The organism is Celeribacter marinus (assembly GCF_001308265.1).
GTDB lineage: Bacteria > Pseudomonadota > Alphaproteobacteria > Rhodobacterales > Rhodobacteraceae > Celeribacter > Celeribacter marinus.
Map to the genome: position 1 here is coordinate 1,505,283 of NZ_CP012023.1, position 23,596 is coordinate 1,528,878.

Genomic DNA, 23,596 nt, shown 5'->3' on the forward strand with positions numbered 1-23,596 from the left:
TGCAAGTTGAGAATAGCATGAAACGGCGTGCAAAACCCCTCGTTACAGAGGTTTTACGCCCGATCGTTCACTTTCAGGCAGTTCATCACACATCTGCGTCACCGTTTTACCCAACAATGGATGTATCCAGTCCGGCGCAACATCACGCAGGGGAATCAGAACAAATCCGCGTTCGTGCAGGCGTGGGTGCGGCAAAATAAGCTGATCCGGTGCCGTTTTCATTTGTTGATCAATGGGCAAGCCCATCCAACCGCGTACGATTTCGGGGGTGGGACAAACCTCTGCCCCCATCGCAATCAGATCGATATCAAGGGGCCGCCCTGCCCAACGGACCTCGCGTGTACGCCCGAACGCCGCCTCTATCTCGTGCAAAATCTGCAAAAGAGGCTCCGCACCGAACGGTGATTCGATGTGCGCGCACGCGTTGACAAAGTCGGGGCCAGCACCCTTTGGAAAGCAGTCGGTGCGATAGAGTGCACTCACGGAAACTACCGACACCCCAGCGCCCGAAAGCGCGTTCAGTGCGGCGCGCAAAGTGTCCTCAGGCGCGCCAACGTCCGAGGCGAGATTTCCACCAAGTGCAATATACGCGTTTTGTCGCTGATTTTTGTCGCGCAAATCTCTCGCCCCTGTATATTCCGCACAAATTGGGTAAATTGAATTTATCTATACTGATCATTTGATATCGACGGAATACTTGAAGGCATACGCAATGTGTCTGACGGGCACAAAAGGGCAAAATATGTTTTATAAAGACGAACGGCTAGCTTTGTTCATTGATGGATCAAACCTCTACGCAGCGGCAAAAGCCCTCGGGTTCGACATTGACTATAAACTTCTACGCCAAGAGTTCATGCGGCGCGGCAAAATGCTGCGCGCGAACTATTACACCGCCTTATTGGAGAACGACGATTATTCGCCTATTCGGCCGCTTGTCGACTGGTTGAACTACAACGGATTCACAATGATCACTAAGCCCGCCAAAGAGTTCACTGACTCGATGGGACGCCGCAAGATCAAAGGCAATATGGATATCGAACTGGCTGTTGATGCCATGGAGCTTGCGCCCCGTATTGACCATATTGTGATCTTTTCGGGCGATGGCGATTTTCGTCCGCTTGTTGAGAGCTTGCAACGCCAAGGCGTGCGCGTCTCTGTCGTCTCCACGATCCGTAGCCAACCGCCGATGATTGCCGATGAATTGCGCCGTCAGGCGGATAACTTCATTGAGCTGGATGATTTGCGTGACGTAATTGGCCGCCCGATGCGCGAACCGCGCGAGGCCGACACCAATACGAACGACTAAACAGCGGCCAACGCCACGGTTCACATAACGCCTCCGCATCGTCGGGGGCGTTTTCATTTCCGCCGGAACGAGTGGCGCAGGCATTGCCAAGCCGCGCTCAAGCCAATACCTCTAGGGCCAAGGAGCGCACAGCATGACACAATCCCCTCTCACCCTCTATCTCGCCGCCCCGCGCGGGTTTTGCGCCGGCGTTGACCGCGCGATCAAGATCGTCGAAATGGCGATCGAAAAATGGGGGCCACCCGTCTATGTGCGCCACGAGATCGTCCACAACAAATTCGTGGTCGACAGCCTCAAAGACAAAGGCGCCATTTTCGTCGAGGAACTGGACGAATGCCCCAATGATCGACCCGTCATTTTCTCTGCGCATGGCGTCCCCAAAGCGGTGCCCGCCGAGGCAGCAAAGCGCGAAATGATCTATGTCGACGCCACCTGTCCGTTGGTGTCCAAAGTCCATATTGAGGCAGAGCGCCACCATGCGGACGGCTTGCAAATGGTCATGATCGGCCACGCGGGGCACCCCGAAACCATCGGCACAATGGGTCAACTGCCAGATGGCGAAGTGCTCCTTGTCGAAACCCCCGAGGACGTTGCCGGTCTTGAGGTGCGTGACGCACATAAACTGGCGTTCATCACCCAAACCACTTTGTCGGTAGATGACACGGTGGACGTGATCTCCGCCTTACGCGCGCGCTTTCCCGACATTGTCGGCCCCCATAAAGAAGATATCTGTTACGCCACCACAAACCGCCAAGCCGCGGTGAAAGCCATTGCGTCAAATATTGAGGCGCTCTTGGTCATTGGTGCGCCGAACTCGTCGAACTCGCAACGTCTGGTCGAGGTCGGCCGCGCTAACGGGTGCAGCTACAGCCAGTTGGTGCAACGCGCCACGGATATTGATTGGCGTGCTCTTGACGGGATCTCAAACGTTGGCATTTCGGCGGGTGCCTCCGCCCCCGAAGTCCTCGTCAACGAGGTGATCGACGCGTTCAAAGCGCGGTTTGACGTCACCGTCGAACTGGTCGAAACCGCCCAAGAGAACATCGAATTCAAAGTGCCGCGCGTGTTACGAGAGCCCGCATGAGTACATACGTTCCAAGACAGGCAGCGTTGTTAACTGGTCTGGGTGTGCTTCCCTTTGCATGGGGTGCGCTTTTGTCGTTTTCCGGATCGAATGACGCCGCGCGCGAGGTGGGCAGCTACCTTGTGTTTAGCACCTCCAATGGCCTTGAGCTTCTGCTGATCTATGGGCTAATCATCCTCAACTATATGGCGGGGTGCCTGTGGGCCTTTGCCGCAAAGTCCGAGCGTGCTCAGCCGCATCACTATGTGCTGGCCGTTATACCGGCGCTCTATGCGTTGTTCACAGTCGGCCCATTTTTGTTTGACCGCCCATCCCATGGCGGCGCCCTGATGGCTATGATCCTAGGATTCATCGGCTTGCTTGCCTTCGATTTCTGGTTCAAACGCGAGGGGCTCGCACCCGTGTGGTGGATGCGCCTGCGCCTGCCTGTAACAGCGGCTGTCGTCACTTGCCTTGGCCTCGGCTGGACCAACGCATAACCAATAGAAAGATCAAGATGCCCGAAATTCACGCATGGACAGATGGTGCTTGCTCCGGAAATCCCGGCCCCGGGGGATGGGGTGTTTTGATGCGCGCGATGAACGGTTCCGAGGTCGTCAAGGAACGCGAACTCAAAGGTGGCGAGGCCGACACGACCAACAACCGCATGGAACTTTTGGCCGCGATCAACGCCCTTGAAACCCTGACGCGCCCCACCGACATCACCATCACCACCGATAGCGCCTATGTCAAAAACGGTGTGACGGGGTGGATCCACGGATGGAAACGCAACGGTTGGAAAACCGCGAACAAAAAACCCGTCAAGAACGTGGACCTGTGGCAGCGCATCGAAGCAGCGCAAGAAACCCATACCGTGACGTGGAAATGGATCAAGGGCCACGCAGGTCACGCCGAGAATGAACACGCCGACGAGCTGGCACGTGCGGGCATGGCTCCTTTTAAAAAGGCAGGCAAATGACCCTCATTGAAGCTCTCGATTATGCGGCGGTTGTCGTATTTGCCATCACAGGTGCACTGGCGGCGTCACGCGCGCAACTCGACATTGTGGGCTTTGCTTTTGTCGCATCCTTGACGGCTGTTGGCGGCGGGACAATGCGCGACCTTTTGCTCAAACGCGATGCTGTGTTTTGGGTTGAGAATACGAACTACATCTTCTTTGCTGTGCTCGCCGCCTTTGTGGTTTTTTTCGCAGCTCACCTGTTTGAAAGCCGCCTCAAAGCGTTGATGTGGCTCGATGCTGTGGCGCTTGCTGTAGCGGTATCTGCGGGAACGGGTGTGGCGATGGAATTGGACCAGCTACCGCAAGTCGTCATTATCATGGGTATCGCCACGGGTTGCTTTGGCGGCCTGATGCGCGATGTTGTGTGCAACGAAGTACCACTTGTTCTCAAGCAAGGTGAACTTTACGCCTCTGCGGCATTTGCCGGTGCATTTGCTGCTGTCATAGCGTCGTTTATCACACCCTCACCATTGGCCATTACGGCCGCGTGTGCCGCCACGACATTCGTCCTACGCGCGGGCAGTCTCAAATTCGGATGGTCGTTGCCGGTCTATAAATCGCGGCCGCCACGCGCCTAAGGCGTTAGAAAAAGTCGGCGTAGTACTCGGTTGCAAGCAGAGCGACAACACAGGCGACGGCCCATCCGCCAGGACGAAACATCAGCCAAATACAAGTGCCCACCACGATGCGTAGGGCCAAACGCGGGATCGCCAAAATCGCAAACATTTAGCAGCGGTCCAACAGTTTCTTCCAGATCCAGATCAACGCCATCGCCCCAAGGATCGCACCGACAAACCCCGCAGCCATGCCGAACAACGCGCCGATAAGGCGCAAAATAAGCGTCCCGAATAGCGCCCCTGCAATGCCAATAGCGATTGTCACGGGAACTGATGATCGTAGATCTAAAAGCCGCGTGGCAATAAATCCGGCAGCAGCACCAACAATCACAAGCAACAAAATGGGCATGGGTTACCTCCTACGCCAATGGGTCGGGACAATAATAAGCGCACCAAGCGACGATACGATCGCGTTCAAACCCGCCGGACGCAAGCCAACACCGAACATCAACTTGATGAAGTAGGCGAGAAAGGCACCCCCAACACAAATGATAATAGATTGAACGTAACCATTGTGGGTGAAACCGGTTTTCTCGGAGGCGTATCCAACGATACCGGCGATCACCACCGTGCCTATCATGACGGGAAACATATGCGATCCTTTACGTGAACTGGGTGCCCTTGGGCATGTGCAACCCTTTCAGAATTTCGCCCACAGGCATAGCCCGTTTGCCTTCGCGTTGCGCAGTTGTGATCTCAACGGCATCTTTGCCGCACGCAATGGTAAAGCCGTCAACGACCTCGCCCTGCGCACCGCTGGCATCCACGACACGCGACATGTGGAATTTGATCCGCTCGCCGTTCAGATCCGCCCACGCACCAGGAAACGGCGTGAGGCCTCGGATTTGGCGGTCGATCTCGGCGGCGGGGCGCGACCAATCAATCTTTGCCTCAGCCTTGTCGATCTTTTTGGCGTAGGTCACGCCCGCCTCTGCCTGAACCTCAGGCGTCAAAAGCCGCAGCGTATCAAGCGCCGTAACGATGGCATCCGCGCCCATATCCGACAGGCGGTCGTGCAAGGTCGCCGTGGTGTCGTCAGCTGCAATCTCAGTCTCTTGGCGCAACAATACAGGCCCCGTATCAAGGCCCGCCTCCATCTGCATAATGCACACTCCTGTGGCTGCATCGCCCTCGATCACCGCGCGGTGGATCGGCGCAGCCCCCCGCCAGCGTGGCAACAATGACGCATGAATATTGAGACATCCATGTGTGGGCGCATCAAGTAACGCTTGTGGCAAAATCAACCCGTAGGCCACCACAACCGCCACATCCGCGTCGAGCGCCGCAAAGGCCGCAACATCTGCCGCATCTTTGAAGTTCAACGGATAACGGACGGGTAGACCAAGCTCATCGGCACGGGCCTGTACAGGCGTAGGTCGGTCCTTTTTGCCGCGTCCTGCGGGACGGGGCGGTTGGCAATAGACACAAGCGATCTCATGGCCCGCCGCGACCAAAGCATCCAACACAGGAACGGAAAACTCGGGCGAGCCCATAAAGATCAGTCTCATTTGATCACCCCAAGCTTTTTGGCCTTTTTGAGGAACATCTGACGTTTCACAGGCTTAAGGTTGTCGAAATACATTTTCCCGTTGAGGTGGTCGATCTGGTGCTGCACCGAGGTGGCCCAGAGCCCGACAAAGTCACGCTCTTCTTGCGCGCCTTGTGCGTTCATAAACGTGACCGTGACAGCACGCGGACGCGAAATAACGGCGGACATCGTAGGCAGGTTCGGGGAGGCTTCCTCGTGCTCACGCGGTTGCGCGGAGGCGTGCAAAATACGCGGATTGGCCATGCGTACAGCCTTGCCGCGTTCGTTGGAACAATCCACAACGGCCAATTGCATCATCACGCCGATCTGCGGCGCGGCAAGCCCGTAACCGGGCATGGCGTCCATCGTTTCCACCATGTCGTCCCAGATGACGCGAACCTCATCAGTGATCACCTCTACCGGTGGCACAACCGTTTTCAGGCGCTTGTCAGGATAGGGAATAAAAGGTCGGGCCGCCATTGTTGTCACCTTTGGAAATAGGGGTCATCTGCGTCTTTTAGCTCGCAGGCATTGCCATCTGGGTCCACGAATGTGCCGACGGTGCCCCAGTCAAATCGGGTCACGTCCACCGTAACACCCTTGGCAATCAAAGCTTCGGCAGCCTGATCGACGTCCGTAACATTGAACCGAAGCATGGTAGGGTTTTCGCTCTGGGCCTTACGCCCGTTGCGCGCCACACCACCGGACTCAATCATCAGATACCCGTCTCCGAATCGCAGGCACACCAAATGCCCCTTATCGTACCAAACGGGCAATCCGATCACGTCACGATAAAACGCTACACAGGCCTCATAATTCTCGGTTCCGAGAATGATCCCATGCGTGCGGATACTGAGGGTCATTCGCGCATTTGCTCGCGTTTGAGTTTTTGCATTTTGCGCGTGATCATCTGGCGCTTCATCGGCTTCAGATAGTCAATGAATAGCGTGCCGTTGAGGTGATCGATCTCGTGTTGCACACAGGTCGCCCAAAGTTCATCGAACTCTTGTTCGTGGGCTTTGCCCTCAATGTCCTGCCACGTCACGCGCACCATTTTCGGGCGCTCGACATCGGCGTACTGACCCGGGATCGACAAACAACCCTCTTCGTACACATTGCGCTCTTCGCTTTCCCAAACAACGTGCGGATTTACCAACGTCATGGGCGCAGGCGTGCCACCCTCTTCTTTGACGCAATCCATCACCATCACGCGGTTCATCACCCCGATCTGGGGAGCCGCCAACCCGATGCCCGGCGCGTCATACATCGTCTCAAGCATGTCATTGGCCAAAGCGGCCAGCGCTTTGTCGAACTCGGTCACGGGATCACATGCTTTTTTAAGGCGCGGGTCGGGGTGTATCAGGATGGGCTTTAATGTCATGTCTGTGCATGTAGTCAATGCGCTACGATTTCGCAACTACGCGTGATCACGTGACGCAATAGCCCAATTCAAAAATTGTGGTTTTCTCTGTGGGGGAATGCGCACTAACGTGGTGAAAACCCAAATAAGGAAACGCCATGACCAATCCGCTATTCGACGATGTCATCGACCGCCACGGAACGCACTGTGCAAAATGGGACAGCATGGAAGCACTCTATGGCGTCCCCGCGTCTGACGGGATTGCGATGTGGGTCGCCGATATGGATTTTCGCCCGCCCGCCTGCGTTCAAAAGGCAGTCGAGGACATGGCCGCGCATGGCGTCTACGGCTACTTTGGTGACGAAAGCGACTACAAATCAGCCATTCAGTGGTGGATGCAAAACCGCCACGGATGGACCATTGATTCCGACTGGATTTTCACCACCCACGGCTTGGTGAATGGAACGGGGATGTGCCTTGACGCGTTCACAAAAGAGGGGGACGGTATCGTCCTGACAACCCCCGTCTACCACGCCTTTGCCCGTACAATAAAAGCGGCGGGACGTGCGGTGGTGGAATGCGAACTGGCGCTCACCGATGGCCGTTACGAGATGGATTTCGACGCGTGGGATGCCCAGATGACAGGTACGGAAACCATGTTCATTCTGTGCTCGCCCCATAACCCCGGTGGTCGGGTCTGGACGCGTGACGAGTTGCAAGGTGTTGCGAATTTCTGCAAGCGTCACGATCTCATACTGGTGTCCGACGAAATCCACCATGACCTCGTCTTTTCGGGACACACCCATACGCCAATGGCGCAGTTTCGCGATATCACTGACCGACTGATCATGATGACGGCGACAACAAAGACCTTTAACATTGCCGGCACCCATTCGGGAAATGTCATCATCGAAGACCCCAAGTTACGGGCACGGTTTGCATCACGGATGATGGGATTGGGCATTTCGGCCAACTCGTTCGGGCTAAGCATGGCAACGGCGGCTTACTCACCCGAGGGCGCGCAATGGGTCGATGACTTAGTCGCCTACATCGACGAAAATCGCATGCTGTTTGATGAGGCGATCAACGCAATTGCGGGCGTCACATCGATGCCTCTTGAGGCCACGTATCTCGCGTGGGTCGATTTCTCAAACACGGGCATGTCACGCAAGGAATTCACGGACCGCGTACAAAAGACCGCGCATATCGCGCCCAATCACGGACCAACATTTGGCGCGGGCGGTGGCGGTTATCTCCGTTTCAACCTCGCCACGCCGCGCAGTGTCGTCAAAGAGGCCTGCGACCGCCTCACCGATGCGTTCAGCGATTTGCAGTAGCCTAGCGCGGCAACAATGCGATCGGCGCGTCATCGGGCCGATCGTAATCAAGTGGTGCTTTGTCAGCGGCGGCCGTGGAGCGTTTGAACTCGAATTGAACTTCGTTGTCTTCAAATTGGCTTGCGACGATCAACGCCTGATAAAGATGCTTTGTCCCGTCAAAGACGTCGACCAATCCGCGCAAATGCGCGGTATCATCGCTGTCCAATGCAAATCCGGTATCCCACATCCGCAACACAGGGTAGCTGGCGTCACCCGCACGCACCCGTAGACGCGACCGCTTTTTCAGACCAGCCTTGCGGGCAAGTTCCAAACCTTCGCGGACTTCTTTGGACAAATACTCGGACATCGGCGCGTCTCCCTTGTGTGTTACGTCAAAGGATGGACCTATCTTTGTAACGGTCAAGTTAACCAAGCGGACATTCCACAGGTTAACGCAGCGACAGTCACCCTATTGCCGCACTTTCGGGCGTAAAACATGGGGCATATCAGGGTCGTATAGCGCGCTATCCTTAAAATCAGCGACTTCGCCAAGAGCCGGACCAACGAGAATCAACGCCGTGCGTGTAATTTTTTGGTCGCGCACTTTCTCGCGAATATCGGCCAATGTGCCACGGATCAGCATCTGGTCGGGCCACCCAACACGGTAGGCCACCGCGACAGGACAATCCGCGCCATAATGCGGCGCAAGTTGTCGTTCAATTTCGCGCAGGTTTCGCACACCGAGGTGAATGGCCAGTGTCGCGCCGGTACGGGCAAAGTTTTCCAATGTCTCGCCCTGCGGCATCGACGTGGATTTCATCGACACGCGGGTGAGCACGATGGATTGCGCAATTTCGGGGATGGTCAATTCCTGACCTAATGCGGCGGCAGCGGCGGCATATGCCGGCACTCCGGGGATAATCTCATAGTCGATCCCGTCCGCGCGTAGACGCCGGATTTGCTCGGCGATTGCACCGTACAAAGACGGATCGCCACTATGCACCCGCGCGACATTCTGGCCTTTATCGTGGGCCGCTTTGATCTCGGCGTGGGTGTCGTCCAATGTCATAGACGCAGTGTCCATGACCTTTGCCCCCTCGGGCGCACAGGCGACAACTTCGGCGGGGACAAGCGATCCTGCGTACAGGCACACAGGGCATTCACCGATCAGACGCTCGGCCTTTTTGGTCAACAGTTCGGGATCGCCGGGGCCAGCCCCGATAAAATAAACAGTCATGACGCGTCCTTGTCATCAAGGTGGCGGTTGCCAACGTTTTCGAGATCGCCGTCGATGCGGCGTGAATAGCCGCGCGGTGTGTACATGCGCGGACCTTCACCAAGCTGGGCAAGGCGCGAATTGGACGAGCCGATCAGCACAACGGTGAGCATATCCACCTCGTCGACCTCCAACTCATCAAGGCGGCGATAGCGCACATTCTCGGTCGGGCGACCAAGGTTCGAGGCAAGCATCACGGGCGTGTCGGCGGGGCGATGTTGCAACAAAATCTCACGCGCCTCGGCCAAAAGCGTGCGGCGCGTTCGGGACACGGGGTTGTAGAATGCGATGACGAAATCGCCCTCAGCGGCGGCCTTGAGACGGCGCACAATGTCGGCCCGTGGCGTCAGCAAATCCGACAGCGATATGGCGCAGAAATCATGGCCAAGCGGCGCACCCGCGCGGGCCGCAGCGCCCTGAAGCGCCGAAACACCGGGGGAACAAACGATCTCTGAACGCCGCGCCGCATCCGACACGCCCTGTGCCTCGGGGCCGCGATCGAGCAATTCAAACACAAGTGCGGCCATGGCGTAAATGCCCGCATCGCCCGAACACACGAGGGCAACATTCTTACCTTTTGCTGCTTGTTCAAGGGCATAGCGGCAACGGTCCTCTTCGCCGCCAAGCGGGAAATCGGAGCGCGTTTTGCCAATCGCCAAGGGCCCAAGCAGGTCAAGGTAGAGGCTGTAGCCTACAAGCTCTTCGGCCTCAGCCACGAGTTTGGAGACTTCCGGCGTGCGCCATGCGGCCTGACCCGGACCGATGCCAACAACCGACAAGCGCCCACGGGGGCGGCCGTTGAGGTCGGTGATAGGCGCGTCTGCTTTGGTTAATGCGCAGGTTGTGTTGGCCGTTTTTTGTTTTGCGGCGATCAGTTCACCGCCCGCCGCCAGTGCAGCGCCTTCGGCCACGCCGTGGCATCCGACTTCAGCAAAAACAACGTCAGACGGGTTGGCCAAACGGTCCGCTTGGGCTTCCAATTCGGCAGCTGTGAACAGGCGCAGCGGTACACCGAAACGTCTCGCTAGCACATTCATCGCGGGTTCGTCCGCCTTGAGATCAATCGTGTTCACAGACGCAATCGCTCCCGCCGCAATCCCCGCATCCGCAAGCATCGCAGAGACGTTTTGCCATAGCTCCTCAGGGTCGGCATTGCGCGCACATCCCACGCCAAGCGCGTAGCGCTGCGGGTGGTAGACAAGCCGCGCTCCGCTACCCTCCGTAGGCGCATCTGTGACGGTCAATTCGACATCGCCACCCGTGTCGTCAAGGTCGAAAATATTGTTCCCCGACAAGGAGATACCACTGCCTGACAGCAAGTTGGCCATCGCGTCTTTAGCGTCCTCAGGATTGGCAAGGCGGTAGCCCAAAGGCGGCACATCGAGCGCCACGCCAAGCGCGATATCACCCGCCGTGGTCAGCGCCGCTTTGGTCCCCAAAACCTCTGCTATTTCTTTGGCCAAACGGTTGGCCCCACGGTGTCCGCCAAGCAACGGGATCACTACCGAGCCATCGTCGGCCACGGACAGCACGGGCGGCTCGGATCGCTTATCATTGAGCAGGGGGGCCACGGCGCGGATGAGGATGCCACTGGCACAGACGCCGATTACCGGAATGCCCGCCGCAAACAGGTCACGCACGTGGTCTAAGGCATTGGAAAACGTGACCTTTGCACTGGTGCGACCTTCGCGGCCATGAAGCTGTGCACCCAAGGCGACAGCAATGCGGGCGGCAGTTTTTTCGCCCGAAGCGTTGAGGGCGATGACGACAGGAGTTAGAGCCACGGGTCGGCCCCTTTCACGATTAGGATCATTGAAAAATACGGTGCTTTTGCGGGGGCCTCGGCGAGCGGTAAAACCACCTCGTCAGGCGTGGAGGCGCGTTCGATATAGACGGCTTTCTCGGTCAGGCCCGCGTCCGAAATCATGGTGCGCACCGCGTCGAAATGGCGGCCCAATTTCATGATCACAAGGGTGTCGGCCTCCTGTCGGACTTTCGTCGGACTTTCGTCGGGCACGAGCGCGCCTTGGGCCACGAGTTGCGGCGCGGGAATAATGGTCACGACCTCGTTGCGGGCCGCCATTGGCAGTCCTGCCGCGGCGGCGCAGGTGGTCACAGACGTGACGCCCGGAACGACCTCAACGGCGTAGTCGGATTTGAGACGGGCAAAGAGATACATGAAGGAGCCGTAGAAAAACGGATCACCCTCGCACAACACAACCACATCGCGGCCCGCGTCAAGTTCGGCACGGATTGCGGTCGCGCCCGTGTCATAGGCGGCTTGGGCGGGGGCGCGATCCACCGTCATCGGGACGTCCATCACGATCTCCGTGGTGCCCGCTGTGATGTGATCCGCCGCGATGGCGCGGGCAAAGGATGTTCCGCCCGCGAGGGTCGGGTAAGCAATGACATCCGCGCCCGCGATGAGACGCGCGGCTTTGAGGGTCATCAGCTCGGGATCCCCCGGGCCAAGGCCGATACCGTAGAGTGTTCCGCTCATTTGCTTAGGCTCCATTGGGTGACTGTCATCGACGGCTTCCACCCCGTCAGGCGACCTACGGGAACGGCGCGCTCAACGGCGATGCGCGATAGGGTTCCTCCGAATTGCGCGCGCAGAGCCAACAGCACTGCCTCGCCCTCAAGCGTGACAGTGTTGGCCACCAACCGCCCGTGTGGTTTGAGGGTTGACCATGCGACCGCGAACACCTCGGGCGTCAATCCGCCGCCGATGAACACCGCGTCTGGCGCGGGTAGGTTTGCGAGGGCCTCGGGTGCGGTGCCATCGATCAGGTTGAGTGCGGGTGCGCCAAGCGTGACGGCATTTTCGGCAGCAAAGGCGCGGCGGTCGGCGCGGGTCTCGATCCCGATGGCGCGGGCATCGCGGGCGGCGCGCATCCATTCGATTGCGACAGACCCCGAGCCACAGCCGATATCCCATAACAGCGCCCCGCGTGCGGGGGCCAGTTTGGCGAGGGTCACCGCGCGGACCTCTTGTTTCGTCATCGTGCCATCGGAGGCAAAGGCGCTATCGGGCAGGCCCGTGCGCGGCAAGACCGCCACGCCATTGTCCGCGATGCAGGCGACCGCGAGGGTGTGAAAATCAGGCACGTCATGGGACCAATCGGCGGCCGTGCCATCGAGGCGCGTCTCATTCGCGCCGTTCATATGCGCCAGAGCCGTCAGGCGTGATGCGCCATAGCCACGCTCACGTAATATCCGTGCGACCTGTGCGGGACTGGTGGCGTCTTTGGTCAGGATCAGCAGGGATTGATACGGCGCGAGAAACGGGATGATCTGTTCCGTGGGGCGCCCGTGGATGGTCAGCGTTTCGCAATCGGCAAGGCTCCACCCCATCCGCGCGGCAGCGAGTTGGAAGGCAGAGAGTTGCGGGTGGAACAGGATTTCGGACGGGTCGATGTCGCGAGCGATGCGCGCCCCCACGGAATACCAAAGCGGATCCCCCGTTGCGAGGACGACCACACGCTTACCTTTGAGCGATTTGAGGTCAGAGATAAGCGCGTCAAAGGGCGAGGGCCATGCCCGGCGCTCGGCAGTCAAATGGGCAGTCAAATCGTGGTGACGGTCCGCGCCAAAGATCACTTCGGCGCTCTCAAGGATGGAGCGTGTCGCGGGCGACAGGCTGTCCAATCCGTTGTCGCCGATGCCGATCACGTGCAGCCAGACGCTCATGTGCTTTCGCCGATCTCGGGTAGGCCAACCGCAAGGGCGTTCACCGCCGCCGAGGCAATGGCGGAGCCGCCACGGCGACCGCGCAGGGCGACGAACTCACAGCCGCGCGGGTTGGCGGCCAGTTCGGCTTTGCTTTCGGCAGCACCGACAAAGCCCACAGGAAATCCGAGGATCAGCGCGGGTTTTGGCGCACCTTGGTCGATGAGTTCCAACAGGTGAAACAGCGCGGTGGGCGCATTGCCAATGGCCACGACAGCACCCGCGAGATGGTCGGCCCAAAACTCAACGGCAGCGGCCGAGCGGGTATTGCCGATGGATTTGGCGTGATCGGGCGTGCGTGGATCGTTGAGGGTGACGATCACCTCGTTGTCTGCGGGTAGGTAGCGGCGGATGATGCCCGCGCCGACCATTTCGCAATCGCAAAGAATCGGCGCGCCGCCCGCGAGGGCCGCGTGACCCGCCGCGTAGGCATCGCGCGAGAACGCCAGACGGTCGGCCACCTCGACCATGCCGCAGGCATGGATCAGGCGAATGGCAAGCCGTTCCATCCCTGCGTCAAAGCGGTCCAAACGGGCCTCTTTGCGCACGGTTTCAAAGCTCGCGGCGTAGATCGCGGCGGGGTCTTTCACATAAGGGCGCACGGTTTATCCCTTTGCCTTACGGGCGCTTTCGGGACCGTGGGGGTGTTTGGCGTGCGGGTAGACGGGGTGCGCATGATCGTGGTCATGGTGGTGATGGCCGTGATCATGTGCGTGGTCGTGGCTGTGTGAATGGCCGTGGTGATGATCATGATCGTGATCCGCTTTTACGAGACGGCACACACCCGTACAAAAGGTATCACACAGGGTGCAATCGGCCACGTTGGATCCCGGAGCCGATGCGCCTTGGCCCTCGACGTGGTGGTGGTGGCTTTCTTGGATTGCGCCGACTTCGCCCTCAAAACCGAGCACTTCGACGCGGTATTTGCACAACACGCATGTGGGGGGTGGAGCCGCGGCGAGGGCGGGATGGGCCGCCGCGCGATCTTCGGCGGCGATTTTTGTCCCGTCCTCGGTGGCGAGTTTTTGGGTACGAAACGGGCAGATGCCACAGTTCGGCACAGGCACGGGGCCGGTTTGCTCGATGATACGCTCCGCAAAGGTTTCGAGCACTTTGGGGTGGTCGTTGAGATAGCCCGCTTTGACGAATTGAATGTCGGGATGGGCGGCGGCCACTTGATCGGTGAAGCCGTAAATACGGTCGATCAGAATGCCGGTGAACAGAAAGTACGGAAACACGATGACGCGTTTGTAGCCCAATTTTGCGACATGTTGCAGCGCGGGTTCCACGAGCGGGAAGGTGACGCCGGAATAGCCGACCTCACACCAACCAAAGCCCATGCCCTCCCACAACATCCGTGCGATTTTGGACACGTTGCCGTTGGCATCAGGATCAGATGCGCCGCGCCCGATCACGACCAAGGCCGTTTCGTGCAGTGGCAAGTCGCCGTGTTCGGCGTTGGCCGCATCGACGGCGGCGCGCACGCGTGCACCTGCGGCGGCGATCATTTTGGGGTCCACGCCCAACTCGCGGCCATAAGACACGTCAATGCCATGTGTGGCGGCGTAGGTGTTGAGCACGGTGGGGATATCGTTTTTGGAATGCATCGCGGCGAACAACATGCCCGGAACGGCGAGGATGCGGTCACACCCCGCCTCACGCAAACGGTCAAGGCCGTCACGGATCACGGGGTTCGCGAACTCCAGATAGCCGTAATCGACCATCCAATCGTCGGGCAACAGCGCGGGCAGTTTTTCGGCCAGAACGGCAAATTCGTCCACGGCGGCTTGGCTGCGTGACCCGTGGCCGCAGATCATAACTCCGGTTTTCATAATAGCTTCAAGCCTCCTGCGGCTCGGCGTCGATATGACCATCTGTCTCGGATGCGTCCTCGGCTTGCGCCTTGTCCTCTTTAGCTCCTTTTATGGCACCCCATGCCGCAACACCGACCGCGATGCCAAGGGCAATGCCCGCGACCCAATGATCATGTCCTGCCACGTCGGTGATGTGACCGACATGGGCAAATGTGGGGGATGCGAAAAGAGCAAAGAAGAACGCGAGAACGCGGGTCATATCTAGTCCTTGTTGTTTGCCCCGATGATCGGGGCGTTGCACTCAAGGAGGCTAGGAACAGCGTTAAGTCCGTTCCTTTGACGATGCTGCATGAGATCCCCGAATTGGGTCAATCTACGGTCAGCCAACCTCTCTGGCCCCCCGAACGGGGGCGTCGTCATGCTCTGTATAGGGATGGGCGCGGGGATTCTCAAACGCTTTAGCGATAACATTACTGCGCGGCCCTGCGGCACTTTGTGCGCATTCGCACCCTTCTTGCGCTCTCACACCTGTTTGCGCGCATACCTGCCTGCCTTAAGTCTAACGAAACGCGAAAGGAATGCAGATGGGTTATTTACAAGACGGCACATGGAACGATGGTTGGTATGACACCAAAAGCTCTGGCGGTCGGTTCGAGCGCACCACGGCGGGGTTTCGCAACTGGATCACGCCCGATGGCGCGGCGGGTCCATCAGGGGTCGGTGGATTTGAAGCCGAAGCAGGGCGTTACCATCTCTACGTATCGCATGCCTGCCCATGGGCGCACCGCACCTTGGTCTTTCGTGCACTTAAAGGGTTGAACGGCCTGATCAGCGTGAGCGCTGTGCATCCAGACATGCTTAGCGATGGATGGACGTTTTCGCGCGACTTTGAGGGAGCGACAGGCGACGATCTATTCGGGTTCGATTACTTGCGTGAGGTCTACACAAAGGCAGACCCCGAGGTGTCGGGACGCGTGACTGTACCAATTTTGTGGGACAAAAAACGCAATACGATTGTATCGAACGAAAGTGCTGAAATCATCCGCATGTTCAATTCGGCCTTTGACCACATCACAGGCAACACGTTGGATTTCTACCCTGACGCGCTGCGCCCGCGCATCGATGAGATCAACGCGCGGGTTTATAGCACAATCAATAACGGCGTGTATCTGGCGGGGTTTGCCACATCACAGTCCGCCTATAACGAGGCCATCGCGCCGCTGTTCGAAAGCCTTGATTGGATCGACGGATTGCTTGGCCAATCGCGCTATGTGGCGGGCGATCACATCACAGAAGCCGATTGGCGCCTGTTCACCACGCTCATCCGGTTCGACAAAGTGTATCACGGTCATTTCAAATGTAACCTGAAACGGATCGTAGACTACCCAAACATATGGGGCTATCTGCGCGAGTTGTATCAGGTTGAGGGCGTGAAAGAGACGGTGCACATCGAACATTTTGTGCGTCACTATCACTACAGCCACGATACGATTAACCCCAACCGTATCGTGCCGATCACACCGCACATCGACTTTGATGCGCCGCACGGGCGCGGCAATATTTAACTTGCACTCGGGCGCGCACAGGGCAAAACACGTCTCCATGACAACATGGATCACAATTTGCGAAACCTGTAAGCGCGACGATTGGGCCGCGCGAGGCATGGAGCACACGGACGGCGAATTGCTCGCCGCCGAGATTGAAACACGCGCTGGCGCGGCGGGGGTCAAAACCCGCCGCGTGGCCTGTACGATGGGGTGTGAGCGCGCTTGCAACATCATCGTCCAAGGTGAGGATGAGACGGGCACGGCCAAGATGGGCTATAGCTTGGGCAAGTTTGATGGCACGGCTGAGGACGCCGCCGCAATCGTCGAATACGCCGCACTGCACGCCGCATCCCCCACGGGACAAGTTCCGTTTCGCACGTGGCCACAAGGGGTAAAGGGACATTTCGTGTCGCGCCACCTGCCACTGCCGACCGAGAGCGACACATGAGCAAACACCGCGATCACGGGGGAGGTCTAGACGCCGCCGTGGCGCGGCATGGTGGCGAAAAATCGGACTGGATTGACCTGTCCACAGGCATAAATCCTGTGCCTTATCCCATTGGGGATATCGCCCCGAATGCGTGGGCCGCCCTTCCTGATGCGGCGGCACAAGACGGATTGATACAGGCTGCACGAGCGTTTTGGGATGTCCCGCACGAGGCCGCGATACTGGCCTCCCCCGGAGCATCAAGCCTGATTGCGCGCCTGCCAGCGTTGTGGCCCAAAGGTCGCGCAGCCATTGAGACCCCGACTTATAATGAACACGCGGGCGCGTTCGATACGCATGGTTGGGATGTTGTGACGCACGCCCCCGAGAAAGGCGTCACGGTTCAAGTCGTCGTTCATCCCAATAATCCAGACGGGCGCGTCTGGGATGCGGACGCGTTCACCGCGCCGTTCACGATTATTGACGAAAGCTTTTGCGATATCGCACCTGAGCAAAGCCATATTGCGCGAACACGCCGCGACGATACCATTGTGCTCAAAAGCTTTGGCAAGTTCTGGGGCCTTGCGGGGTTGCGATTGGGGTTTGCGATTGGCGCCCCTGATTTGATTGATCGTCTCGCGTCCTTGGTCGGGCCGTGGGCCGTATCTGGTCCTGCGCTGTCAATCGGTCGTACCGCGCTCATGGATGCCGCGTGGACCGAGGCGACACGCGCGCGTTTGGCGCAAGACGCCGCGCGGATGGATGGACTATTTAGCGCCAAAGGGGCCACGCTTGTCGGTGGGACCACGTTGTTTCGCCTGTATGAGGTGGACGATGCGCGCGCGTGGCAAACACGCCTCGCACAGGGGCGCGTCTGGTCGCGGATATTCCCGTATTCAGAGCGTTGGATTCGCATCGGTCTACCCGCACCTGATGGATGGGATCAATTGGAGGCGGCCCTTTGACGACAGCTTTGGCATTGGCTCTTGCGATGGTGATCGACGCACTTTTGGGCGAACCAAAATGGCTCTGGTCGCGCCTCCCCCATCCCGCCGTCTTGATGGGTCGCATGATATCCGCGGGCGATCGCCGCATGAACCGTGGCTCCGCGCGCCTTATTGCGGGTGGTCTACTTGTTGTTGGGTTGGTTCTGATGATGGGCGGCTTGGGCTGGGTGCTGTCCCATATCCCCTTTGTCGAAATTATCCTTGGTGCGATCTTGTTGGCGCAACGCTCGCTTGTCGATCATGTGCGGGCGGTGGCGGTGGGGCTTGGCGATACTGTTGCGGCGGGAAGGTTTGCCGTGGCGCAAATCGTTGGACGTGATACCGCCGACATGGACGCCCCCGCAATTGCGCGCGCCGCCATTGAGTCAGGGGCCGAGAATTTTTCAGATGGGATTATCGCACCCGCATTTTGGTTTTTGATTGGCGGCTTGCCAGGTATTTTGATCTACAAAGTGGTGAACACCGCCGACAGTATGATCGGCTACCGCACCGATAAATACGAGGTCTTTGGCAAAGCTGCGGCACGATTGGACGATGTGCTCAATTGGGTGCCCGCGCGCATATCCGCGCTGTTGATCGCAATTGCAGGCGGACGCATTGATTTGGGCGGCATTGTCCGCGATGCAAAGCTACACCGCTCACCCAATGCAGGATGGCCGGAGGCCGCAATGTCACGCGCCCTTGGCGTTTCTTTGTCTGGGCCGCGCTCGTATGAGGGCACGATGACGTCATTTCCATGGGTCAACTCAGAGGGCCGCCGTGATGCGAGCGCCGCAGATATCGATACCGCGTGCCGCATGCTTTGGCGCGCATGGGGGGTCACCCTCGCGATTGTGATCGCTCTTGCATTTGCCTAGCGCGGCCTCCCCCCGTAGGCTCTCACCACATTTACAATCAAAGAGTTTTATATGCGCCATTTTGCACTTGCGGCCCTCCTCGGCCTGACACTGATCCAACCCGCCCATGCCAACATCGCGTGCGGTGGAGATTTCGCATCTTTCGTGCAAGGCATGAAAGCCGAAGCCGTAGCCCAAGGGCATGATGCATCCACCGTGGATGCGTTTTTTACATCAGCGCAATACAGCCCCGCCGTGATCAAGGCCGACCGTGCACAAGGCGTGTTCAAGAAATCCTTTGTCGATTTTTCGCGGGCGGTGATTAGCCAGAACCGCATGGACAACGGTCGGCACTATGGCGGAAAATACGCCTCCGTGTTTGATCGGGTTGAACGCGACTACGGGGTGTCGCGCGGCGTGCTTTTGGCGTTTTGGGCGTTGGAAACCGACTATGGTCAGGTGCAGGGCAACTTTAACACGCTCAATGCGTTGATGACCCTGAGCCATGATTGTCGTCGCCCCGAATTGTTCCAGCCACAGGTGTTTGCAGCCCTCGAGTTGTTCACGCATGGCGATTTTGATCCCGCGTTGACCGTTGGCGCATGGGCGGGCGAAATCGGTATGGTCCAGATGCTCCCCGCAGACATTTTGGAGAACGGTGTTGACGGCGATGGGGACGGACATGTGTTGCTTAAAACCTCCGCCCCTGACGCATTGATGTCGGGCGGAAAAATGCTGCACGCGTTGGGGTGGCGCGCGGGGGAGCCGTGGTTGCAAGAGATCACGGTGCCGCGCGATCTGGATTGGTCACAGACAGGCCTTGAGACCAAGTTGACGGTGGATCAGTGGGCGGACATGGGCGTGACGGCGCGGGCGGGGTCGCTCGGCGCGGGCGGCCTGCCTGCCTCGGTGGTTTTGCCGATGGGGCGCAATGGTCCTGCGTTTTTGGCCTACCCAAATTTTGACGTTTATTTCGAGTGGAATCAAAGCTTTGTCTATGTGACCACCGCCGCGTATTTCGCAACCCGCCTTGAGGGTGCGCCCGTTTTTGATGCGGGCAATCCCGACCAAGGGTTGAACGATGACCAGATGAAACAGCTACAAACCAAGCTGCAATCGCGCGGCTATGATGTGGGTGATATCGACGGTATTTTGGGGGCGCGCACCCGCTCGGCTGTGCGCACGGAACAGGCGCGTTTGGGACTGCCTGCGGACGCATGGCCCACGGCGGCGCTACTCTCAAAATTGTAAACGCGCGCGCCGCTTACGCCACCATTTGTTCGGCCTTTTTGAGGTCGACGGAGACCAGTTGGCTGACGCCCTGTTCCTGCATCGTCACGCCATAAAGGCGGTCCATACGGGCCATGGTGACGGCGTGGTGCGTGATGATCAAAAACCGTGTGTCGGTCTGGCGCGTCATCTCGTCGAGCATATCGCAGAACCGCGTCACGTTGGCATCGTCCAGTGGCGCGTCGACCTCGTCGAGCACACAGATCGGCGCGGGGTTGGCAAGGAACACGGCAAAGATCAGCGCAAGGGCGGTGAGCGTTTGTTCGCCCCCTGACAAAAGCGACAGGGTGGAGAGTTTTTTGCCCGGCGGCTGACACAGAATTTCGAGGCCGGCGTCCAAGGGATCGTCACTTTCGACCAAAGCCAGCTTGGCCTCACCACCACCAAACAGATGTTTGAACAGGTTGCCAAAGCTTTCGTTGACCTGCTCAAAGGCGGTCAAAAGCCGTTCACGCCCCTCTTTGTTGAGGGCGGAAATACCGCTGCGCAGGGTCTTTATCGCCTCTTCGAGGTCCTGCTTTTCGGTCACGAGGGTGTCGTGTTCAACACGGACCTCTTCGCTATCTTCCTCGGCGCGCAGGTTCACCGCACCAAGGCTATCACGCAGACGTTTAAGGCGGTTCACGTCCACCTCGATTGCATCGTGGCTCGGGATTTTGTCGGGATCAACCGCCAACTCTTGGAGGAGCGCATCGGGTGTTGTCTCCAATTCCTCGCGGATACGTTCGACCGCCGCCTCAACGGTTTCACGCGCGGCGTCACGGCGCGCCTCGGCGGCCGCGCGTGCCTCGCGGGCATCAGAGGCCACGCGCTCAGCCTCACGTTCGGCGTTCACCCCATCGCGTAGCGTAGTTTCGGCTAAGGCCAATGCATCAGCGGAGGCTTTGCGGCGGGTTTCAGCCTCATCAATTTTGCTCATCAAAGCATCTCTGCGCCGTGCAATCTCAGCCGGTTGTGCACCAGCATCATGTAATTCGGTTTCAGACGCCTCTTTGCGGTCGTTTAACTCGGAGATCCGTTTTTCAGCGGTTTCAAGACGATGACGCCACCCCGAAAGTTCCTTGATCACCTCTTGGCTACGGCGGGTGCGTGCCTCGCCCTCGCGGCGCATTTCGTCATGTGAGGATCGTTTGCTCATCATGGTGATCCGCGCGGCCTCAACGGTCAGTTTAATCTCTTCGATCGTGTCACGGGCGGATTGCAAATCAGGCAATTGTGAGAGTGCGCCCTGCGCCTCATCCAGACGGGTTTGCGCCGCACGCGCCTCTTCGTCATGGCGCGACACAGCGAGGCCAAGGTTTTCCACTTTGCCCTCAGCCAGCGATTTTTCATTCTCGGCTCGCGATAGCGCACGTGCGACATCTGATAGCGCACGATCCGCATCGCGGCGGGCATCACGTGCGGCTTTGTCGACCTCGGTGAGACGCGTCAGTTCGGCTTTGAGATGCTCGTGGGCCTGAATTGCGCCTGCGGCTTTTGCCTCCTCGGTCACCAACTCTTGTTTGAGAACTTCGAGGCGATTGAGTTGTTGTAGGCGCAGGGCTGCGGCGGAGGGCGCGTCCTCGGCCCCTGCGCGGTAGCCGTCCCATCGCCACATATCGCCCTCGACGGAGACAAGCCGTTGACCCGGTTCGAGATCGGATTGAAGCCGCGCGCCATCCTCGGCCTTGACCAGTCCAACCTGACCGATGCGGCGCGACAAAACGGCGGGGGCATCTACGTAATCGTGGAGCGGCTCGACGCCCATTGGCAGGTCTTGTTCGTCGGGATAATCGGGCAAGGTGACCCAGCCTGATGCCTGATAAGCCTCAATCGCGGGTTGGCGCAATTCGTCGGCAAGCGCGGCACCAAGCGCCTTTTCATAGCCCGACTTTACCTTGATGAGGTCAAGCACTTGTGTGCCTGCGATTTGATCGCGGTCGAGCATTTTGGCAAGGGCGGCAACTTCGGCTTTGAGGGCATTCACTTCGCCTTCGGCCTCGGAACGGGCGGAGCGTGCCAGACTTTCGCGCGTGTGTGTTTCGGTGCGTGCATCATCGGCGGCGATGAGAGCGGCCTCGGTTTCAGCCGCACGCCGCGTTGCCGCCTCTTGTGCGGCGGTCGCGTCGATCAGTGCCGCCGCAGCGCGCAACTGGGTCGCTTTTGCATCCTCAACGGCCGCGCGTGCGCGGTCCGCCTCACCGCGCCCACGATCCAGCGTTTTACGATTATCCTCAACCAGACGGTTGGCAGATTGATGACGCGCGGCCAAACGCGCCACATCCTCGGTCATCTCCGACAACTGCGTTTCGCGGTCTTGCAGGATTTCATTCGCTTCAGTGGCGGCAAGGGCGGCGCGTTCCAATCGCGGACCGTGACCCTCGGACGCCTTTTGCAATTCGCGCTGTTCCCATTCGAGACGGTCGATGGTTTCGCCGGCGTCTTTGTTTAGCTGCTCCTCGCGGGCCATGTCGGCCACCAATTGGTCGATACGGCGCGAGAGGGTTTCGATCATATCTTTGGCGCGGGTCTCTTCCTCGGTCAGCTGATCGCGCTCGACGGTCAAGCGTTGCAATATGGCACCCGCAATCGCCTCTTCCTCGCGCAAGGGCGGCAGAGCGGCCTCGCGTGTCTCGCGCTGTTTTGTCGCTTCGCGCGCGAGACGTTCGGCCTCGGCGGCTTGTTTGAGACGCGCGCGCAACAGATCGTCAGCCTCGGCGCGGGCCAGATCGGCATCGCGCCACCGACGATAGAACAACAGCCCCTCTGCATGGCGCAACTCGGCGCCAATTTCGCGATACCGCGCGGCTTGGCGGGCTTGGCGGGCGAGGGATGCAAGTTGCGCTGCCATTTGCTCAATCACGTCATCGACACGAGCAAGGTTGGTTTCCGCGCCTTTGAGTTTCAACTCGGCCTCGTGGCGGCGTTGATACAGGCCCGAAATCCCTGCGGCTTCCTCAAGGATGCGGCGGCGGTTTTTCGGCTTGGCGTTGATCAGTTCGGAGATCTGCCCCTGACGGACAAGGGCGGGCGAATGTGCCCCCGTGGAGGCATCGGCGAACAACATCGAGACATCACGGGCACGGACATCTTTGGAATTCACTTTATAGGCCGAACCCGCGTCACGGGTGATACGGCGGATGATTTCGACGCTATCGCTTTCGTTGAACCCCGAGGGCGCGAGGCGTTCGGAATTGTCGATCATCAATGCCACTTCGGCAAAGTTGCGGGCGGGGCGCGACGAGGCCCCCGCAAAGATCACGTCCTCCATACCACCGCCGCGCATCGCCTTGGGACGATTTTCGCCCATGACCCAGCGCAACGCCTCTAAGAGGTTGGATTTGCCACAGCCATTGGGACCGACCACACCTGTGAGCCCGTCCGCGATCACAAGATCGGTCGGGTCAACAAAGCTTTTGAAGCCATTCAATCGCAGGCGGGTAAAGCGCAAGGATCGCCCTTTTCGCTGATTCCAAG

The 23,596-nt window shown here is 58.8% G+C and carries 28 protein-coding genes; 11 read left to right on the forward strand and 17 right to left on the reverse strand.

The features are described 5' to 3' along the window. Positions 1 to 42: 42 nt before the first annotated feature. On the reverse strand, positions 43 to 618 hold the full coding sequence (folK, locus tag IMCC12053_RS07435; RefSeq protein ID WP_082389059.1) for a 2-amino-4-hydroxy-6-hydroxymethyldihydropteridine diphosphokinase: 576 nt from the start codon (positions 616 to 618) through the stop codon (positions 43 to 45). 124 nt (positions 619 to 742) lie between these two features. Between folK and IMCC12053_RS07440 the strand changes: the two genes are divergently transcribed. From IMCC12053_RS07440 to IMCC12053_RS07460, 5 genes are all read left to right on the forward strand, one after another. Next, on the forward strand, positions 743 to 1,306 hold the full coding sequence (locus IMCC12053_RS07440; protein ID WP_062221034.1) for a LabA-like NYN domain-containing protein: 564 nt from the start codon (positions 743 to 745) through the stop codon (positions 1,304 to 1,306). Positions 1,307 to 1,439: 133 nt separating this feature from the next. Then, positions 1,440 to 2,390 carry a 4-hydroxy-3-methylbut-2-enyl diphosphate reductase gene (ispH, locus tag IMCC12053_RS07445; protein WP_062217452.1) on the forward strand — a complete coding sequence of 317 codons (951 nt, stop codon included), beginning with the start codon at positions 1,440 to 1,442 and terminating at the stop codon, positions 2,388 to 2,390. Next, positions 2,387 to 2,869, forward strand: a complete 483-nt coding sequence (locus IMCC12053_RS07450) for a DUF3429 domain-containing protein (protein ID WP_062217456.1) — start codon at positions 2,387 to 2,389, stop codon at positions 2,867 to 2,869. Before ispH ends, IMCC12053_RS07450 begins: the two co-directional genes overlap by 4 nt. Positions 2,870 to 2,886: 17 nt before the next feature. After that, on the forward strand, positions 2,887 to 3,348 hold the full coding sequence (gene rnhA, locus IMCC12053_RS07455) for a ribonuclease HI (protein WP_062217459.1): 462 nt from the start codon (positions 2,887 to 2,889) through the stop codon (positions 3,346 to 3,348). Next, entirely contained in the window at positions 3,345 to 3,968 is a 624-nt protein-coding gene (locus IMCC12053_RS07460) for a trimeric intracellular cation channel family protein (protein WP_062217462.1), read from the forward strand. The genes rnhA and IMCC12053_RS07460 overlap by 4 nt, the downstream gene beginning before the upstream one ends. A gap of 4 nt (positions 3,969 to 3,972) precedes the next feature. Here the strand turns inward: IMCC12053_RS07460 and IMCC12053_RS15795 are convergent, their stop codons facing one another. From IMCC12053_RS15795 to def (IMCC12053_RS07490), 7 genes are read right to left on the reverse strand one after another with little or no spacing between them, the layout of a single operon-like run. After that, positions 3,973 to 4,116: a hypothetical protein gene (locus IMCC12053_RS15795; protein WP_156320737.1), complete on the reverse strand. Its 144-nt coding sequence runs from the start codon at positions 4,114 to 4,116 to the stop codon at positions 3,973 to 3,975. Then, on the reverse strand, positions 4,117 to 4,356 hold the full coding sequence (locus tag IMCC12053_RS07465; protein WP_062217465.1) for a GlsB/YeaQ/YmgE family stress response membrane protein: 240 nt from the start codon (positions 4,354 to 4,356) through the stop codon (positions 4,117 to 4,119). A gap of 3 nt (positions 4,357 to 4,359) precedes the next feature. Then, entirely contained in the window at positions 4,360 to 4,599 is a 240-nt protein-coding gene (locus tag IMCC12053_RS07470) for a hypothetical protein (RefSeq protein ID WP_062217468.1), read from the reverse strand. Between the two features lie 10 nt (positions 4,600 to 4,609). Further along, on the reverse strand, positions 4,610 to 5,515 hold the full coding sequence (gene fmt, locus IMCC12053_RS07475) for a methionyl-tRNA formyltransferase (RefSeq protein ID WP_062217471.1): 906 nt from the start codon (positions 5,513 to 5,515) through the stop codon (positions 4,610 to 4,612). Further along, positions 5,512 to 6,015, reverse strand: coding sequence for a peptide deformylase (def, locus tag IMCC12053_RS07480; protein ID WP_062217474.1), 504 nt, complete (start codon positions 6,013 to 6,015; stop codon positions 5,512 to 5,514). The genes fmt and def (IMCC12053_RS07480) overlap by 4 nt, the downstream gene beginning before the upstream one ends. 5 nt (positions 6,016 to 6,020) lie before the next feature. Continuing rightward, on the reverse strand, positions 6,021 to 6,398 hold the full coding sequence (locus IMCC12053_RS07485; RefSeq protein WP_062217477.1) for a VOC family protein: 378 nt from the start codon (positions 6,396 to 6,398) through the stop codon (positions 6,021 to 6,023). Beyond that, positions 6,395 to 6,916: a peptide deformylase gene (def, locus tag IMCC12053_RS07490; protein WP_062217481.1), complete on the reverse strand. Its 522-nt coding sequence runs from the start codon at positions 6,914 to 6,916 to the stop codon at positions 6,395 to 6,397. The genes IMCC12053_RS07485 and def (IMCC12053_RS07490) overlap by 4 nt, the downstream gene beginning before the upstream one ends. Before the next feature lie 137 nt (positions 6,917 to 7,053). On the opposite strand from def (IMCC12053_RS07490), the gene IMCC12053_RS07495 reads away from it, so the two are divergent. Next, positions 7,054 to 8,232 (forward strand): MalY/PatB family protein, encoded by a 1,179-nt coding sequence (locus IMCC12053_RS07495; RefSeq protein ID WP_062217483.1) that lies wholly within the window; start codon positions 7,054 to 7,056, stop codon positions 8,230 to 8,232. Between the two features lies 1 nt (position 8,233). Here the strand turns inward: IMCC12053_RS07495 and IMCC12053_RS07500 are convergent, their stop codons facing one another. The 8 genes from IMCC12053_RS07500 to IMCC12053_RS07535 form a co-directional block, all read right to left on the reverse strand. Next, positions 8,234 to 8,581: a hypothetical protein gene (locus IMCC12053_RS07500; protein ID WP_062217485.1), complete on the reverse strand. Its 348-nt coding sequence runs from the start codon at positions 8,579 to 8,581 to the stop codon at positions 8,234 to 8,236. A 102-nt stretch (positions 8,582 to 8,683) separates the two neighbouring features. Continuing rightward, on the reverse strand, positions 8,684 to 9,451 hold the full coding sequence (gene cobM / locus IMCC12053_RS07505; RefSeq protein ID WP_062217487.1) for a precorrin-4 C(11)-methyltransferase: 768 nt from the start codon (positions 9,449 to 9,451) through the stop codon (positions 8,684 to 8,686). Further along, positions 9,448 to 11,274, reverse strand: a complete 1,827-nt coding sequence (cobJ, locus tag IMCC12053_RS07510; RefSeq protein WP_062217491.1) for a precorrin-3B C(17)-methyltransferase — start codon at positions 11,272 to 11,274, stop codon at positions 9,448 to 9,450. The genes cobM and cobJ overlap by 4 nt, the downstream gene beginning before the upstream one ends. Continuing rightward, on the reverse strand, positions 11,265 to 11,990 hold the full coding sequence (gene cobI, locus IMCC12053_RS07515; RefSeq protein ID WP_062217494.1) for a precorrin-2 C(20)-methyltransferase: 726 nt from the start codon (positions 11,988 to 11,990) through the stop codon (positions 11,265 to 11,267). Before cobI ends, cobJ begins: the two co-directional genes overlap by 10 nt. Next, positions 11,987 to 13,180, reverse strand: a complete 1,194-nt coding sequence (locus IMCC12053_RS07520; protein ID WP_062217497.1) for a bifunctional cobalt-precorrin-7 (C(5))-methyltransferase/cobalt-precorrin-6B (C(15))-methyltransferase — start codon at positions 13,178 to 13,180, stop codon at positions 11,987 to 11,989. The genes cobI and IMCC12053_RS07520 overlap by 4 nt, the downstream gene beginning before the upstream one ends. Then, complete coding sequence (locus tag IMCC12053_RS07525; protein WP_062217500.1) at positions 13,177 to 13,821, reverse strand: precorrin-8X methylmutase; 645 nt, start codon at positions 13,819 to 13,821, stop codon at positions 13,177 to 13,179. Before IMCC12053_RS07525 ends, IMCC12053_RS07520 begins: the two co-directional genes overlap by 4 nt. Before the next feature lie 3 nt (positions 13,822 to 13,824). After that, positions 13,825 to 15,051 carry a sirohydrochlorin chelatase gene (locus tag IMCC12053_RS07530; RefSeq protein ID WP_062217503.1) on the reverse strand — a complete coding sequence of 409 codons (1,227 nt, stop codon included), beginning with the start codon at positions 15,049 to 15,051 and terminating at the stop codon, positions 13,825 to 13,827. A gap of 7 nt (positions 15,052 to 15,058) precedes the next feature. Continuing rightward, positions 15,059 to 15,292, reverse strand: coding sequence for a DUF6732 family protein (locus IMCC12053_RS07535; RefSeq protein WP_062217506.1), 234 nt, complete (start codon positions 15,290 to 15,292; stop codon positions 15,059 to 15,061). A gap of 325 nt (positions 15,293 to 15,617) precedes the next feature. Here IMCC12053_RS07535 and IMCC12053_RS07545 point away from each other — a divergent pair, with 325 nt between their 5' ends. The 5 genes from IMCC12053_RS07545 to IMCC12053_RS07565 are packed head-to-tail and all read left to right on the forward strand — an operon-like array spanning position 15,618 to position 20,101. Beyond that, positions 15,618 to 16,598 carry a glutathione S-transferase family protein gene (locus tag IMCC12053_RS07545; RefSeq protein ID WP_062217512.1) on the forward strand — a complete coding sequence of 327 codons (981 nt, stop codon included), beginning with the start codon at positions 15,618 to 15,620 and terminating at the stop codon, positions 16,596 to 16,598. A gap of 37 nt (positions 16,599 to 16,635) precedes the next feature. Further along, positions 16,636 to 17,028 (forward strand): DUF1636 family protein, encoded by a 393-nt coding sequence (locus IMCC12053_RS07550; protein ID WP_062217514.1) that lies wholly within the window; start codon positions 16,636 to 16,638, stop codon positions 17,026 to 17,028. Next, positions 17,025 to 17,972 (forward strand): threonine-phosphate decarboxylase, encoded by a 948-nt coding sequence (locus IMCC12053_RS07555; RefSeq protein ID WP_062217518.1) that lies wholly within the window; start codon positions 17,025 to 17,027, stop codon positions 17,970 to 17,972. The genes IMCC12053_RS07550 and IMCC12053_RS07555 overlap by 4 nt, the downstream gene beginning before the upstream one ends. After that, complete coding sequence (cbiB, locus tag IMCC12053_RS07560; protein ID WP_062217520.1) at positions 17,969 to 18,871, forward strand: adenosylcobinamide-phosphate synthase CbiB; 903 nt, start codon at positions 17,969 to 17,971, stop codon at positions 18,869 to 18,871. Before IMCC12053_RS07555 ends, cbiB begins: the two co-directional genes overlap by 4 nt. 51 nt (positions 18,872 to 18,922) lie before the next feature. Further along, the gene (locus IMCC12053_RS07565; protein WP_062217522.1) at positions 18,923 to 20,101 is read left to right on the forward strand and encodes a lytic murein transglycosylase; all 1,179 of its coding nucleotides are present in this window, start codon (positions 18,923 to 18,925) and stop codon (positions 20,099 to 20,101) included. A 13-nt stretch (positions 20,102 to 20,114) separates the two neighbouring features. Here the strand turns inward: IMCC12053_RS07565 and smc are convergent, their stop codons facing one another. Continuing rightward, positions 20,115 to 23,570, reverse strand: a complete 3,456-nt coding sequence (smc, locus tag IMCC12053_RS07570; RefSeq protein ID WP_062217526.1) for a chromosome segregation protein SMC — start codon at positions 23,568 to 23,570, stop codon at positions 20,115 to 20,117. Between the last annotated feature and the right edge of the window lie 26 nt (positions 23,571 to 23,596).